A 16040-nucleotide genomic window follows, 5' to 3' on the forward strand; every position below is an offset into this window, starting at 1 on the left:
GATATATTAATTACCATAAGAATAAAAATTAATCATTTGCGGGTAAGTTTATAGTGGTACCGTTAACTTAATTACTCGGTAAGCCAAAGGGAGTTATGAGTGAATTTCAGATGCCAAGAAGTTCGGTTGCTGCGGCATGCCAATTTTTTCGGCTTTTTCAAATTGGATTCGTTGCTTCAGAGCAGAATTGGTGCATCGTCTGATTGCAACGGCGAAGAGATTTCTGGTTTTGCTCATGAGCGCCCAGAACATTCTGAGCACTGGCCGGTGATTTGAAGCGAATAAGGCACTTTTTTTCCCGCGTGTGGGCTGATGCATATTTTGTGGGGAAGATTTGAGCGAGTTTATTTAAGCCACTCCGTCAATAACGACTCCATTGTTTTGCGAGCAGCGATTAAAGCGGGGGAATCAAACGAAGTTGGGCTATGTAAATCGTCGCAATGCGCTGCCCCTTGAATCAATTGATAGGTTAATTTGGGGTTAATCGCGTTCCCATTTTTTTCCGCCAAGGAAAGAGTAGACCAGGGATCGTTTTCTCCATTAGTGAAATAAATATTAGATGCCAGGATGTCCATTAAAGGAAAGTATAAAGTATTGTTGAGTTCTGTTATATTTGCCGGTTGAGTTAGACCAAACAAGCGCTGACAAACACTGTGGTGATAATCCAGATTAATCAATGAAGAACGTGTAGAAAGCGCAGAATTAGGATGGGCATTTTGCCAATAACCGTATTCTCTGCATGATTGATAGTACCACTGGCGCATTCCCAAGCCCTCTTTATAATCACCAGGATTTTCGCTCATAGCACCTTGGGCTGTCATCTCTACCGCATTAACCCGCATGTCTTGATATAATTTTCTAGCAAATTCGGCATAACCTTGGAGTGGTGTTGGGCTTGCAGATAAATTAGTGCAAAAAGCATCACGCATTCCGTATTGCACTGCCGCAGCGCCGGTATCTGCAATCAAGTATAAAAAATCAACTGGATCAGTAACTGCAGATGCATCAAACAGTGATTTCATTTGTGTCAACTTCGTCGGATTACTTAAACTGGCCTCCACTTCATTGACTACCTCGCGCATTTGAGTAGCGCATTGTAAGCCAGCAACTTGGGTGACATGCGCATCGTACTCAACAAAATCTTCTTTAGCCATTACAGGTGCTGATGACGCTAAGGCACCGACAACCAAATAGGGAAATTTTAAGCGGTAATAAGCCGACAAAGAGCCTGGATAAGAACCGCCAAAAGCAACCCATTTCCCGGTCCAGTTTTTTTCATTTTTTAAATGGCGTTGGAAATAAGCCAAATCATCTAAGGCGGCTTCTGTAGTTAAGAAGCGCAAGTCTTTAGTTGACAATGAATTGAAAGGTAAACTTTCACCATAATATCGATGTTCCAGGGCAACAAGTTTGGCATGAAATTTTTGTGCGTAATTTCTGATTGCGCCATTTAGCGCGCGCTTGGTGCAAGCGGCTTCGCCGCAAATATAGAAAAATACCGGTGAATCCTCTTTAGGACCATAGGTTTCATCAATATAGTAACGTTGGGAAAAAGTTCCCATAGCCGGATCATTATGATCGAGCAATTGTTTAAAATACGCGAGCTGAATTGTTTTTTCAGCAATTAAAGGGATTTTTTCTTCTTGTTTTTCTTGCAAGTAACGTTCTACAATTCCTGCATGCGCTGCAGAAAAAGTAGAGCAGAAGCCAAGAAAAAGTATCATCCATTTTTTAATGTGCATCATATTTATTATCCTTCATATAAATACAGTCCTTTAGTTAGGACAGACCAAAAACTCGGGCACAGCGAACACCATAAGTATTGCTTTTGATAATGTTTCCCTGAGTACTCACTCCATTAGCAAAAAATTCCTGAAACCATGCATTATTTGTGGGGTCGGCGCTGGATTCAGTAGAGCTCCAATACCGGCCATTTAATGACAACTCAGGAAGAAATCCTAAACTATATAAGTTAGTTGCAATATTGGGTGTATTTGCAGGGCAATTCGCACTCGTGCCACCTGCTCCTGAGGTAAATATGCCTAATTCACAAATTGCAGGTAAATACCAAGTCCCTGGCGCTACAGGCCCAGTGTTGTCCGATGGAATTTGGAAGCATAAATCAGAGGCAGGGGAAGCCTGGCCTCCCTCATAAAAACTAAATAATACACCTGTGTTACAGGAACCATTGGTAGCTCCATCGCAATTATCGGGTGGATTGGTAGAAGTTTCCGTGATTCCAGGGACATCATTAAAAATCATGCTCCAAGGGAAACCGACGCTTTGATCACTGTCATCCACTACAGAAAAAACTGCAGAATCGCTAACAGCATATACTAAATAGCCCTCCATAGAAAAAGCCAACGCGATTGAGGGGGGGGGTGACAACATTATCCCCTGTGACTAATATTCCTCCTTGAGCAACAAAAGCCGTAAAAAAAGGTAAGGCAATATTTATCATGCACGATCCGTTTCCTGGAATAACAGCACATGTAGAACTGGTGACCCCGGCTGCTATCCATTCAGCAGGTAAATTAACCCTGACATTAAGCGCTGGAGTGATGGTTTGATTCGTCACAAGGATATTAGTACCTACTGAATCACCGGCAGGAATAATTGCATTAGTAGGAACAGAAAGCGTTGTTGTAGGTGACATACTTACGTTGATGGCTATTGGAACGGAGTTTGCTGTGTTTGTTCCAAAGACTGTTGACGTAGTATTCCCTGGTGTAACTCCTGGTTGATAGGTGATTTGACACGTGTTATTAGGCATTAAAAGTGCCGGACAAAAACTCACGACACCCACGCCAAGAGGAGGTGATGATGCGATAGAAGCCTGCACATTTGAAGCCGGTAGCGTGCCGATATTGGTCACGGTAATTGATTGCGAAGAGCCGCCCGTTATTAAATTTACTGTAGTAGGTGTTGCACGGAGTGTGGGACACTCTAAAGCCTGCATATCAAAGAATGTTGCATTGGTATTGGTTCCTTTCACCATGACATTGGAAATGAAGAAAGCAATTGAAGTATTGGTAAAAAAGGAGATGGTACAACTCCTCCCAGGTAATAAAGAGGCTGGACAGCCGTTATTTTGCAGGACATAAAGGGAAAAAAAACCGTTGGTCGAAGAGGTCTGAATATTGTTTGCAGGAACTCTGGAATTATTCGTAATGGTAACAGCGCCTGGGGTTGAGAGACATTGAGACACGTTTTGGCTTACTTGAATCACGCAATTTTGCAACGACTTGGAGCAGATGACACCATTTTTACCGGTGCTCATGGTTAAGTGGGCTTTTTCAACGGTTTTGGATGATTCGAGTGCCCAGAGTGATTGAAAGGGAACAATAAAAAAAAGAAAAAAGTATAATGGCAGTTGCTGCACACGGTGCATAAAATTCATCCTTATATTTAAACTGGGCGCATAGTTATTCAACCATATTACAGACCCTCTCTTTTTTGCAAGAGATGGGGCATTATCATGGAGGAACCTTTATAAAAAAGAGCTACTGGTTGAGCAATTTACTTGTAGATTGTTTATTTTCATGCCATCATGGTGTCTGTGTAAATTTTTGAGTGATTTTTATGTTAAAAAAACTTCTAAACGTTACTCTTGTCTTAGTCACTTGTAATGCATTCGCTGTAACAGAGTTGGATTTATATCAAGCCCCATTAAGCAGTTTGAACCAATTTTCACTCAAACAACCAAAAATAAGCGCTCGAGCAGCCGCTCCAACTGCGGAAAAGAATGCATTGCAGCAAGTGAATCAGACCCAAGAGCACTCAAAAACGATCATGAGATACCAACAAATGTATCGGGGAATCCCTGTCGTTGGTGCACAAATTATGATTACTAAAGAGGATGCACAAGTCAATGGACATTTACTTAACGACATCCAACTGAATACAAAGCCCTTACTGACGTCAAAAGAGGCTGTTGATTTGGCTAAAAAATCCTGGTTCAGTTTTAATTCACAAATGCCTGCTTATGAGGAATTGAGTGAATTGCAAATTAGGGCAGATCAAAATAATGAACTGAAACTGGTTTATCAGGTTTCATTTAAAACCACTCAAAATGATAATAAGCCAGCGTGGCCATTTTTTATTGTCGATGCACAAAGCGGTGAAATCACCAAGCAGTGGAATAACATAAAAAATTTTATGGATAGCGGCCCGGGTGGAAATGAAAAAGTTCATGAATACTGGTATGGAAGAGATGGATTGCCTTTTTTAGAAGTAGCTCAAAATGGTAGCCAATGCATCATGGATATCGCGAAGGTAAAGCTGGTCAATCTGGGAGCTGCCTGGGATTGGAATGATCTTTTAAGTACTCCTTTTCAATATCCTTGTAGCAAGAATATAGAGGAAAACATCAATGGTGCATTTTCACCGAGCAATGATGCTTATTATTTTGGTCAGACCATAGTAGATATGTATAAAGAATGGTATGGGGTCAATGCACTGCAAAATACAAATGGAACCCCAATGCAGTTAGTCATGCGTGTCCATTTTGGCCAGCATTATGATAATGCTTTTTGGGATGGACAATTTATGTCTTTTGGCGATGGGGAGGATTTTTATCCCTTGGTATCTCTTGATGTAGCGGGTCATGAAGTAACGCATGGTTTTACTGAACAGCATTCAGGCCTTGAATACCATGATCAGTCTGGCGCGCTTAATGAATCTTTATCCGATATGGCAGGCCAGGCATCACGTGCTTATCTCCTGGAAAAATTTCCTCAGCTCTATAATAAACTTTACTTGGAGCCAAATACTGTAACCTGGGGTATTGGTGAAACGATTGTTCGTGATTCTTTTGGTAAAGCGTTACGCTTTATGGATTTTCCTTCTTCCGATGGTAGCTCGGCTGATTGTTTCGACAAAAATCTAGCTCAAAGTCATGGGGCCTATTGCGCAATTAGTTATCCAGAATTGGTTGCTTACGCAAAATCACATATTTCTAACCCTCAGGAAAGACAAAGTTTTATTGTACATACGGCAAGTGGCGTATTTAATAAAGCATTTTATTTATTGGCCAAAAATATAGGGATTAAACAGGCTTACCAGATGATGATTATTGCCAACAGCAAATACTGGACTCCTACCACTAATTTTATTCAAGGTGCCTGTGGTGTGCTGTATGCTGCAAAAGATATGAGCGTTGATCAGAAAATGGTCCAGTCGGTTTTTGGTCAAGTAGGGGTGAAGACTACCAGTTGTAAGGTAAATTAAATCAGTTTCTTTTCCTCGTCCCGGGAAATATCATAGTACTTGTCTCGGGTTTCCCTACAATCCCGTTCGGTCTTCTCGTAACGCATCTTCTGCGACAGTTTGATAAGAGGCCGAATGTGTTCCATTTATGTCCGCGTGTAATTCATAAAGCATTTTTTTTGGCCTACATGTTGTTTGCCGGTCAACAGAATTAGTATATAATTACCACGTTTTTTAATTTGAGTTTACTCTTTTATTTAGGTTGGTAGCCGAATGGTCATCTTTTTTATTACTCTAAGCATTTTGGTATTAAGCCTGCTTTGTGTAGCCGTGATGGTTTTCAAGCTCATTCGTCAGCCCGCCGAGCCTCTATCTTTAATCCAATACTTGAAATTAGGTATAAGTGGAGTGATTGCTTTTATTGCAGACACCTTGGGTGTTGGAAGTTTCGCTGTGAATGTGGCTTTGGCAAAATTGATGGGTACGTTTCGTGATGACGAAATGCCTGCTGTAAATAATGGAGCACAAGTGATCCCAGGAACAATTGAATCTTTGTTTTTTATGGGGTTGGTTGATGTTGATTTAACGACGCTCCTGACTTTGGTTATGGGTACTTGTGTTGGTGGTTTACTCGGTGGCTTTGTTGTAAGTCATATGAGTAAGCAGGCAATTCGGTTAGCTATGGTTTGCTGTTTTGCTTTAATTATTTTGCTTTTAATTTCACATCAATTTCGTCTGTTACCTGTTGGTGGTGAATTAACCGAACTGCATTCATGGAAATTAATCGTTGGCTTTTTAGCGATGGTGGTTTGCGGTGCCTTAACTTCGGTGGGAATAGGTTTATTTGTTATGGTACAAGGTGTACTGTTTTTAATGAATGTTTCGCCTGTAGTGGCGTTCCCAATTATGACTACTGCAGGAGCCATGCAGCAACCATTAACTACTTTTGTATTCTTGAAACATAATAAAATCCCTTTAAAGAAAACCATGATTCTAAGTCTTGCAGGTTGTTTCGGTGTTTTTATTACGATTCCTATTTTTATGCAGTTAACCATTACCTGGTTGCACTTACTTTTATTATTCATCCTGACCTATAATTTTTTTGCGGTGGGTCGTTCGTATTTACGATCCAGACCCAAAAAACATTATGCTCAAACGCCAACACCTGCCTCCTTCATAGCAACTGAATAATAATCTATACTTTACACGCTCATTTTGTGAGCGTGTAAAGTATATAGTATGATGAGCTAATTTTAAGGTTAAAGTACCTACTATGGATGAACCAGTCAGTAAATCACAAAAAAAACGAGATGCCGATTTTTTACAAAAAATGGGCGTAAAATTGATTGACTTGAGTTTGTCTAAGCTTGAGTTACTTCCGCTTCCTGAAAATCTGTATAAAGCAATTATCGATGCAAAGTCCATTAAAAGTCATGGTGCTAAAAGAAGACAAGCTCAATTAATTGGCAAGTTAATGCGTGCCGCTGATCATGAAGAAATTTTGGCAGCTTATGAGCGTTTGCTTGACGAAGATAAAGCGATAACGGCGTCGTTTCATGAGGTTGAGCATTGGCGTGATCGCTTGCTTAACGAAGGTAAAGAAGCATTAACTGCATTTATTGAGGCGTATCAGCCTGAAGATGTCCAGCATTTAAGGCAATTAATTAAAAAAGCGGTTGATGATCAACAGAAAGAAAAAAACACAGGCGCTGCTAAAGCCCTTTTTCGCTATTTGAGGTCATCCATAGAATGAAATATTCTCTATTTATAAGCTGTCCGCGCGGACTTGAATATTTATTGGAAGAAGAATCAAAAGCCATAGGCTTATTGGTTACACGTGTTAATCCGCAAGGAGTTTACGGAGAAGCCGATTTACTGACTCTTTATAAATTATGTCTTTGGTCACGAATAGCCAATCGTGTGCAATTAATTCTTTTTAGCGGCTATGCGGGTAATGAGCAGGCACTGCATCAACTGTGTACAGAATTTCATTGGCAGACTGTATTTTCCCACGATAAAACGATTGCCATTGAATTTCATGGATTTTCTGAGCACATTCGCAATACGATGTTTGGCGCACAGGTAGTTAAAGATGGAATAGTCGATCATTTTCGTCGATTAAATCATTCGCGCCCTTCAGTAGATAAAGAAAAACCACAAATTCTTATTCATGCCTATTTGAAAAATGATGTGGTAACTGTGAGCTTTGATCTCACTGGATACAGTTTGCACCAAAGGGGGTATCGTCATAAAGCGGGTGTGGCCCCTTTAAAGGAAAATGTTGCTGCTGCACTACTTATGCGTGCAAAATGGCCAGAATTAGCTGCTAAAGGCTATGCTTTGCATGATCCCTTTTGTGGAGCGGGTACTCTAGTTATTGAAGCCGCTATGATGGCAGCGCATATTGCTCCTGGTTTATTGCGCCAGGATCAATCGTTACAATATTGGGCACAACATCAATCTTCATTATGGGAAAAATTACGGGTAGATGCACTGCAGCAAGTTAAAACGCTGCCCTTGACCTTATTAGGTACCGACGCAGATAACAAAATAATTGCTACTGCACGCACAAATGCTGAACGCGCTGGCGTGGCGCCACTGGTTGATTTTAAAACTCAAGCACTAAATGAGATTAAGGCCCCGGTAACAAAAGGATTAGTTATATGTAATCCTCCTTATGGGGAACGCCTAAGTGAGGTGACGCATTTGGTTCCGCTTTATCAGCAATTGGGTAAGATTTTGCATGCACATTATCAAGGTTGGCAGGCCGCAATTTTGACCTCCAATCCCGTGTTGGCCAAAGCCTTAGGACTTCGTGCCAGCAAACAATACACCATATATAACGGTGCGTTGGAATGCAAACTGTATTGTTTGGATATTCATGTAACGAATGAGCTTAAAGGCATCATGAGCCATACCCTATCTGAAGGTGCGCAGATGCTCTTTAATCGACTGGAAAAAAATTATCGTCATTTACAAAAATGGGCGAGGAAAAATCATATTTCGTGTTATCGAATATATGATGCAGATTTGCCTGAATATGCATATGCCATAGATATATATAATGATTGCGCTGTGCTCCAAGAATATGCTGCTCCAGCAAACATTCCTACCCATAAGGCAGAGAAACGCAGCTTGGAAGTCATGCAAGTTGTTCCCAGAGCGTTAGGGTTGGAAGCGAATCAATTGGTAGTAAAGCAACGCAAGCAACAAAAAGGCAGTGAGCAATATCAAAAATTGGGACAAAGCCGAAAAACCATGGTTGTTACCGAGGGGCAGGCTAAATTTAAAGTTAATTTATATGATTATTTGGATACGGGTTTATTTTTGGATCATCGATTAATGCGCCTAAGCTTTGCCAAATTAAAGCCAGGAACACGATTTCTCAATTGCTTTTGTTATACAGCCAGTGCCAGCGTTCATGCGGCTTTAGCCGGAGCATTAACAACCAATGTCGATCTCTCCAATACTTATTTGCATTGGGCCGAAGAAAACTTTAAGTTAAATCATCTTGATTTATCAAAGCACCAATTTGTGCAGTTTGATTGCCGTGAATGGATGCGAATTGCTCGCGATCGTTTTGATGTTATTTTTTTGGATCCACCTAGCTTTTCCAACTCAAAGCGCATGGCGGATACTTTGGATATTCAACGTGATCATGCTTCTTTGGTGAACTCTGCTATGCGGTTGCTCAACCCAAACGGAGTGTTATATTTTTCTACTAATTTTCGTCAATTTAAATTGGATCCCCAACTTATAGAGAAATATTCAGTGCAGGATATTAGCGCTCAAACAATAGATCAGGACTTTAAACGAAATCAAAAAATTCATCGCTGTTTTAAAATAATGATGCCACAATTTGCCAGTGCTTGAAACAGGAACTGTAACAGGATGTACGAATGAAAAAACAAGGAAAAAAGAAAAAAAATATATTGCATCCTGCAAATGTATACCAGCATATGGTGCGTAACGCGTGTTTTGGATTTTTAATAACCGCGTTGGCGCTTTTTATAGGTATGTAGGTATGTTGGGATATCACCATTTAGAGAAAATGTCCTGGGTTGATTCATTTATGAATGCCTCCATGATTCTTTCAGGCATGGGACCCGCATCCAATCTGGTCACGCCCTCCGGGAAGATTTTTGCCGGATGTTATGCGTTATTTAGTGGTTTGGCATTTATTGCAATAATGGTGATTGTACTTTCGCCCCTGATTCATCAGTTTTTTCGCAAAATTCATTTGGAAAGCAAAACGATCTATTCTGATGATTAGGAAATACCAGGGATTGTTTCGGCATTACTTGGATGCGCTGCACCCAGGCTACACTATATGGAGCAAGTGACTCTAAAGAGTATTTTTATCTACCCCATAAATTTGCTCTTTTAATGAGTGCATGAAACCGGCCATAAAAAATAGCTCTGCAACAAGAAATAAAGGAGCAATGAGTGCTTGGCTCAAGTTGTCCATGAACGCTGGTTTTTTACCTTCCAGATAATGACCGTAAAATTGTAATCCCCAGCCTATGATAAAAAAGATGACAAATGCCCAAACGCCTAATGTTGTCGGCCCATCTTGGCTAAACCAATTGGCGATCAATAACAGGATGAGCATAATTGGTGTCAATACCAAAGCGAGCTGCCAATTTAAGCGGAAGTAATAAATTAAGGCAATTAAAGTAGCAAAAAAGGCAAGATTTGTTGCAAAAACACCTGGCATAATTATTTTTATAAAACCTAATAAGATCATTACCGATAAAATTATGAGAGGAACTCCTGCCATATGGGTATAACGTGTCTTGATATTTTGATGATATTCAGCATAAAACTGTGCTTGTTCAATAAACGATTTCATTTTAAAAATATCCTGAAGAAGGTTCTCTAAAACATAGCACATTCTCTTAAAAAAAGCAGTTGTACTGATTATCGCCTGGGTTAGCACACAATTGAGTAGCGGGCCTTAATCTTACGCCGCATTTAACGGGGACAAGAAGGAGTAATTATTTCAAATTTTCTTAGAACAACACAGAATACGAGTTCTATTTATCAAAAGCATATGTTCCTACGAGATAAAGCACATTTCCATTCGTTGATGAGCCAGGAACGTACGCCGCTTTTAGGGAAAGCTTTTTATAGAATACACCTGCCCAAGGGACAGCTCCTGGAAAAGGAACGTTGTGCAGGATATCAGGGCGTGATGTAATCAATACAGAAAATCCTAGCCCTGCCTTAAAATTTTTAGTCAAATTTGCGACTTTCAAATAGGCATATCCAGCAGTTGGTTCAAGGTTGCGATGGGAGTCGAGGAATGCAAACGCATAAAGGCCGTGCCAATTTCCTTTTTCATCAAAAAAACCTTTACCAAGTCCACCTCCCCAAGCGAGTTCATTGTATTTTTTTTCTCGGAGTCGTTCTGCAGAATAAGTAAAACGGTTATGCCATGCATAACCGGAGAGATAAAGTTCGGTATTACCTTCAGTCCACGTTTGATGCAGATGACGACAGAAAGGTTTGAAAAAAGGGAGCCAATATTTACATCCTTTTGGTTCTTCGGTATTAAAAGTGGTGGATTCCTCTTTTTTCATATCATCGTTTTCTGTTGCTGGGATTGCAGAAGAGTTTACGTTTTTTTCGTTGTTGGATAATGTAGAAGAAATTGCAGAAAATTGGTTGCTGTAAGTATTCAAAGAAATCAGCATTAATAGACCAATAATGATCAGTCGTAAGGTTATTTTTATCATTTATTTTAAACCTATGCGGGATCTAGACTATAAATATAACTTGTGATCTATTCTTCCTATTGTTGATTGGCAGCATTCTTGCTTGTAAATAGAACGAAGAAGTTTCAAAAATTGAGAGCATAACATGGACTTGTTTCGTAAAAAAGAGATTAATACTTCATTTGAGGGCGAATCTCATCTCGTTAGATGTCTTACCGCTTTTGATCTGATCTTTTTAGGTATTGGAGCCATTATCGGTGCAGGTGTTTTTATTTTGACAGGTGTCGTTGCTGCAATAGATGCTGGGCCTGCAGTAATTTTTTCCTACGTATTAGCTGGACTGGCTTGTATCTTTGCTGCGTTATCTTATGCCGAATTAGCTGCATCTATTGGGGGATGCGGGAGTGCTTATGGTTATGCTTATGCTGGTTTCGGAGAGTTAATGGCATGGATTGTTGGTTGGGATTTATTGTTGGAATATGCTATTTCTGTTTCCGCAGTATCTGTTGGCTGGAGCAGTTATGCCAATGATTTTCTCAAGGCTATAAAAATAAATATACCCACAATGTTTGTGCATGGTCCACAGGATGGCGGTATTTTTAATCTGTTGGCTTGTGTGATTATTGCCATTTTAATGGCATTATTAATTTGGGGCGTTAAGTCAAGTTCTCGAGTAAATAACATTATGGTTATGATCAAGCTTTTGGTCGTTTTTCTTTTTATTGTTGTTGCTACCAGGGAAATTGACCCGAATAATTGGTCACCATTTTTACCTTTTGGCTGGGAAGGTGTAATTAAAGGAGCTTCATTAATCTTTTTTGCTTACATTGGATTTGATGCTGTATCCACAGCGGCTGAAGAGGCGATCAACCCACAGCGTGATTTACCCATAGGAATAATAGGCTCATTATTTGTCTGTACAGTAATATATATTATCGTTGCTGGGTTATTGACCGGTATAGCACATTACAGCACCCTTAATGTTGCCTCTCCCATCAGTCATGCGTTACTGGTTCTAGGTTATAAAACAGTAGCCAGCTTTATCAGTGTTGGCGCTGTAGCCGGATTGACTACTGTAATGCTGGTATTATTTTATGGTTTAACTCGCGTTATGCTAGCAATGACACGTGATGGTCTATTACCGAAGGTTTTTTCCAAAACAAATCAGTACACTCATACACCCATACGGGTTATTTTATTGTGCGGTATTTTAATGGCATCACTTGCTGCTGTTGCTCCAATACATGTTTTGGCTGAGTTAGTGAATGTAGGCACTTTATTTGCATTTTTTATTGTTTGTGCAGGTGTAATCTATTTACACTATAAACACCCACAGATGCATCGACCTTTCAGAACTCCTGCAATGCCTTATGTACCTATTTTAGGGATGATAAGCTGTTTTTATTTAATGGTTCACTTGCCTATGATTACGCTCATTCGTTTTATTATTTGGATGGCCATTGGTATGGTGATTTATTTTGTCTTTAGCTATAGAAATAGTGCTTTGGCAAAAAAATAGTCTAGCTTGAGCGCGCTCGTTAGGTTTTTACTGTTTGTTTGCTTAGATATGACTTAATACTAATGCAGCTGAAATTATTGCTGCTGCAGGAATTGTAATAAGCCAGGAAAAGAAAATTTTTTTGATCACCCGCCAATGCGGCCCTGCGATTCCATTAATTAAGCCAACTCCAGCAATTGCTCCCGTAACAGTATGGGTGGTTGAGATAGGAATACCACATTGAGTTGCTATAAAAAGCGAAACGGCGGCGCCAGTTTCTGCAGCTGAGCCCTTCATTGGGTCGAGTTTTGTTATTTTTGTTCCCATAGTATGGACGATACGCCATCCTCCTGCCAAGGTTCCAAGACTAATCGCTGCTTGGCATGAAATAACCACCCAAAATGGAACATAAAAAGGACCTTCAATCCATGCAGCTGAAAATAATATTATAGAAACGATACCCATTGTTTTTTGTCCATCATTACTGCCATGAGTTAAGCTAAGTAATGCGGACGAACACAATTGGAAGATTTTAAAGAGTTTGAGCTTAGTTTTTTTTCCATTATGTAAAAATTTATAAAAAAAATAAATAATAAGCAACGCAATGAGCAGTCCAAGCGCTGGCGAAATAAAAATTCCTCCAATCACTTTGGCAAAACCTGAAATTTTAAGCGATGAAAAGCCGCCTTTGGCGATTGCAGCACCTGCTAACCCACCAATCAATGCATGTGATGAACTGGATGGAAGCCCGTAATACCAGGTTGCGAGATTCCAAAATATAGCGCCGATCAATGCGGCTAAAATAAAATGCGCATCGACAATATCTGAATCAATCAGGCCGCTACCAATAGTGTGTGCAACAGTGAGATTGAATACTAAAAATGAGATGAAATTGAAAAAAGCGGCCCACACTACTGCCTGCTTTGGGGTTAAAACCTGGGTAGTAACAATAGTGGCTATAGAGTTCGCTGCATCATGGAAGCCGTTGATAAAGTCAAAGATATAGGCAACCAAGATAACAAAAAGTGTGAATAAAATGGCTGAGTCCATACCGAATAGCTCCTTGTGCCATAATTTTTTTAAGCGTTCATGCTCTATGAGCGGAACGCCATATTTTGCCCGTCTTGAGCGAAAAATACGCTGATAAATGCGCACATACTGAAGTATGCTGCGCTTTCTCAGCGTATTTTTCGTTCAACCTGAGCTAAAATCTGACTTTCCACCAGGATTCAAAAATATACTAATTTCTGTAATCTGGAGCGTTGTGAACTCAGGAATTCAACCTCACTTCAGATTCTACTCTGTTTCCTTAGACTACTATACATAATAACTGCTTTTAGTCATTAATTTAGATACAACATGCATTAATTGTTTCACAATGTAAGGAAGTTCTATCGCTCCAGCGTTCAACGCTGTAGTTGCATGTTGCTCTTCATCTTCTTTCATTTTAATAAGAATTGCATGTGATTTTTTATCTTTTGCCGGCAATTTTTTTAAATGACGGTGCAAATGGTGAGCGACTTGTCGTTCAGTTTCTGCAACAAACCCCAAGCTGACTTTGTCCCCAGCGAAACCAGCAACTGCTCCTAATATAAGCGACCCGCCATACCATAAAGGATTTAATATGCTGGGCTTTGAACCCAGTTCAGCCAATCGCTCTTCACACCAGGCTAAATGATCGGTTTCTTCTGCCGCAGCATCGCTCATTTGCTTTTTAATATGGGTTAGTTGTGCTGTTAAAGCCTGGCCTTGGTAAAGTGCTTGGGCACAGACTTCTCCTGCATGATTGACACGCATGAGCCCGGCCACATGTCTTTTTTCTTCTGTAGACAGCTCCGTATCCGCAAGTGATTCTGCAGGGGAAGAACGAGTGCTCGCCCGCTGTGCAGGAGGAAATAAGGTGCGTAGGGTATTGTCTACTTCGAAGATTAGAGTATCAAACATATTCATAAGAGATATTTTTTAAAATTCGTTAGACATGGTATCTTGATTAACTTCAGGATTGAAGTCATCGCTGGTAATTTTTTTGGGCATTTTACCAAAATGGTTGTTTAACATGTCGCTTGATCCTTTGATATGGGGATCTTTTCCATATTCTTCCTTTTTATGCAATATCTCCTCCACTTCTTCATCGTCATCCAGAATGATCACATTACTTTCATAGCTGTTTTTATCATCCTTTTGTGACTGACTCTCCTCAGGATAAATGGTTTTTCTGCCCAGTAAGTGGAGCGCTCCTAAAAATGATGCCCCTGTAGCCAATGTCAGCACTGCCCCTGTGGCCGCCGGAATTGTCACACTTGCTAAAGAGAATAACTGCACAAAGGGATAAGCCAAGGTGCCGAGCAAAGAAAGTGCACCAGGCCCCATGGAAGGTATAATTGCTGCCACGATGGGTGGAGCAAATACAGCAAGAGTCGCTATTATTGCACCAATAAAGAGTACAGAGGCTAAAGCACTGAGATATCCTAAAACAGGATGAGCTTTTTGGGCTGCCTTGTAGCTGACCAAGGGAGAGGTAATTGTACGAATAAGATAGGAGGCACCTTTAAATAAATGTTGCAATCCCATTGTTAATAATAGCGAAAAACTGCGTATGCCTTGAGTGACTCCATGCGTTGGAGCCCAAGAGAGTATTTTATTTTTTAAAAAAGAAAATGTTTGGCTAAGCAAATTAAGCGGAAACTCAGTGACTAGCGACAACAAATTGGTTAATGGGGTGGTGAGAAATTTCAGGGTTAGGAAATAAGCTAATTTAGAGCCGTTTGGTTTTGAAGGCCAACCCATAAAGTAATGTCCAAAATGATACTGACTTTTTTCCTCATTTTTTTTCAGAGGCAAGAAGGTATCTTGCCAGGCTTTTTTTAAAAAAGCCAAAATGGACATATCTACTCGCTCGGGAAATGTTTCTTTTACTAGTTGTGCCGAAGTAGTTATTGGGTTTCTTGATGCCTCTACAAGTTGTTCAGGGGACTGATTCATGCCTTGTTCAAGAAGGTCGGCCAACGTTTTGATGAGATTTCCCGTATGATAACCACAAGTAATGCCATCAAAAAATGACTGGGTCCCAAAAGAATGATATGTTGCCGACTTGATTTGCTCGCAGCCTAAATGACTTAAGTCAACCGTTTGATCTGTGTTTGGATTTAGAGCGCGTAATGCACTGCGTATTTTGTTACCGAATGTATTTTTTGACGGGGGAAGTGAAAAAAAGCGTTTGGAATCGCCGTGCTTAGAGTCATAGACTATAGGATTTGCGCCGTTTGGCGGAAGATGCATCGTGACAATATGTTGTTCAGTAACACCCTGGCCTTCGACTCCAAGCAGAATATGCTTTTGGGCTAAATCTTTTCTTGTCGCAAGATACTTAAAGAGTGCATTCAGTGATCCGACAGGTATTGAATCACGCACAATAACTACATTGTCACGGTTTTCCAAAGTTATACCTAAATCAGAAACATTATGCTCAATTGCACCTGTAGTTTCTTTAAATAAGTATCTAAAAACAACACTACCGAGTAGAGAATAGCCTGGCATGAAATCTCTTAATCAACTTGATTTATTTAAGTATATATCGATTAATATTAAGGCAACATTAATTTGCCTTTAGCGAGATA

Annotated in this window: 16 protein-coding genes; 8 read left to right on the forward strand and 8 right to left on the reverse strand. The window is 40.1% G+C overall.

The genetic code is table 11. The features are described from left to right. Positions 1–99: 99 nt before the first annotated feature. Positions 100–276 carry a hypothetical protein gene (locus Lani_RS20205; RefSeq protein ID WP_019232701.1) on the forward strand — a complete coding sequence of 59 codons (177 nt, stop codon included), beginning with the start codon at positions 100–102 and terminating at the stop codon, positions 274–276. Between the two features lie 68 nt (positions 277–344). Here the strand turns inward: Lani_RS20205 and Lani_RS11455 are convergent, their stop codons facing one another. The 3 genes from Lani_RS11455 to Lani_RS20605 are packed head-to-tail and all read right to left on the reverse strand — an operon-like array spanning position 345 to position 3391. Further along, a complete protein-coding gene (locus Lani_RS11455) occupies positions 345–1745 on the reverse strand; it encodes a S28 family serine protease (RefSeq protein WP_019232702.1) in 1401 nt (466 codons plus the stop codon). Between the two features lie 34 nt (positions 1746–1779). Next, a complete protein-coding gene (locus Lani_RS11460) occupies positions 1780–2352 on the reverse strand; it encodes a hypothetical protein (RefSeq protein WP_019232703.1) in 573 nt (190 codons plus the stop codon). Then, the gene (locus Lani_RS20605; RefSeq protein WP_019232704.1) at positions 2324–3391 is read right to left on the reverse strand and encodes a COG1361 family protein; all 1068 of its coding nucleotides are present in this window, start codon (positions 3389–3391) and stop codon (positions 2324–2326) included. Before Lani_RS20605 ends, Lani_RS11460 begins: the two co-directional genes overlap by 29 nt. Positions 3392–3582: 191 nt before the next feature. Here Lani_RS20605 and Lani_RS11470 point away from each other — a divergent pair, with 191 nt between their 5' ends. The 6 genes from Lani_RS11470 to Lani_RS11490 all read left to right on the forward strand — a co-directional run bounded on the left by Lani_RS11470 (position 3583) and on the right by Lani_RS11490 (position 9481). After that, positions 3583–5229, forward strand: coding sequence for a M4 family metallopeptidase (locus Lani_RS11470; RefSeq protein ID WP_019232705.1), 1647 nt, complete (start codon positions 3583–3585; stop codon positions 5227–5229). Positions 5230–5481: 252 nt separating this feature from the next. Then, positions 5482–6399, forward strand: a complete 918-nt coding sequence (locus Lani_RS11475) for a TSUP family transporter (RefSeq protein ID WP_019232706.1) — start codon at positions 5482–5484, stop codon at positions 6397–6399. A gap of 82 nt (positions 6400–6481) precedes the next feature. Then, complete coding sequence (gene yjgA, locus Lani_RS11480) at positions 6482–6961, forward strand: ribosome biogenesis factor YjgA (RefSeq protein ID WP_019232707.1); 480 nt, start codon at positions 6482–6484, stop codon at positions 6959–6961. Further along, positions 6958–9081, forward strand: a complete 2124-nt coding sequence (rlmKL, locus tag Lani_RS11485; protein ID WP_058388549.1) for a bifunctional 23S rRNA (guanine(2069)-N(7))-methyltransferase RlmK/23S rRNA (guanine(2445)-N(2))-methyltransferase RlmL — start codon at positions 6958–6960, stop codon at positions 9079–9081. The genes yjgA and rlmKL overlap by 4 nt, the downstream gene beginning before the upstream one ends. A gap of 26 nt (positions 9082–9107) precedes the next feature. Continuing rightward, complete coding sequence (locus Lani_RS21035) at positions 9108–9230, forward strand: hypothetical protein (RefSeq protein ID WP_019232709.1); 123 nt, start codon at positions 9108–9110, stop codon at positions 9228–9230. A gap of 2 nt (positions 9231–9232) precedes the next feature. Then, positions 9233–9481 (forward strand): hypothetical protein, encoded by a 249-nt coding sequence (locus Lani_RS11490; RefSeq protein ID WP_019232710.1) that lies wholly within the window; start codon positions 9233–9235, stop codon positions 9479–9481. 72 nt (positions 9482–9553) lie between these two features. Here Lani_RS11490 and Lani_RS11495 read toward each other — a convergent pair whose 3' ends face one another. Next, positions 9554–10060: an Mpo1 family 2-hydroxy fatty acid dioxygenase gene (locus Lani_RS11495; protein ID WP_019232711.1), complete on the reverse strand. Its 507-nt coding sequence runs from the start codon at positions 10058–10060 to the stop codon at positions 9554–9556. Positions 10061–10244: 184 nt separating this feature from the next. After that, a complete protein-coding gene (pagP, locus tag Lani_RS11500) occupies positions 10245–10946 on the reverse strand; it encodes a lipid IV(A) palmitoyltransferase PagP (RefSeq protein ID WP_019232712.1) in 702 nt (233 codons plus the stop codon). A gap of 124 nt (positions 10947–11070) precedes the next feature. Between pagP and Lani_RS11505 the strand changes: the two genes are divergently transcribed. Beyond that, a complete protein-coding gene (locus Lani_RS11505; RefSeq protein WP_019232713.1) occupies positions 11071–12444 on the forward strand; it encodes an amino acid permease in 1374 nt (457 codons plus the stop codon). Between the two features lie 42 nt (positions 12445–12486). On the opposite strand, the gene Lani_RS11510 is transcribed toward Lani_RS11505, so the two are convergent. The 3 genes from Lani_RS11510 to Lani_RS11520 all read right to left on the reverse strand — a co-directional run bounded on the left by Lani_RS11510 (position 12487) and on the right by Lani_RS11520 (position 15960). Beyond that, a complete protein-coding gene (locus Lani_RS11510) occupies positions 12487–13473 on the reverse strand; it encodes an inorganic phosphate transporter (protein WP_019232714.1) in 987 nt (328 codons plus the stop codon). Between the two features lie 267 nt (positions 13474–13740). Further along, positions 13741–14373: a 2-polyprenyl-3-methyl-6-methoxy-1,4-benzoquinone monooxygenase gene (coq7, locus tag Lani_RS11515; protein WP_040522114.1), complete on the reverse strand. Its 633-nt coding sequence runs from the start codon at positions 14371–14373 to the stop codon at positions 13741–13743. 12 nt (positions 14374–14385) lie between these two features. Further along, on the reverse strand, positions 14386–15960 hold the full coding sequence (locus tag Lani_RS11520) for a hypothetical protein (protein ID WP_019232716.1): 1575 nt from the start codon (positions 15958–15960) through the stop codon (positions 14386–14388). Positions 15961–16040: the final 80 nt, after the last annotated feature.

This window comes from Legionella anisa (genome assembly GCF_001467525.1).
In the GTDB taxonomy this organism is placed as follows: Bacteria; Pseudomonadota; Gammaproteobacteria; order Legionellales; family Legionellaceae; genus Legionella; species Legionella anisa.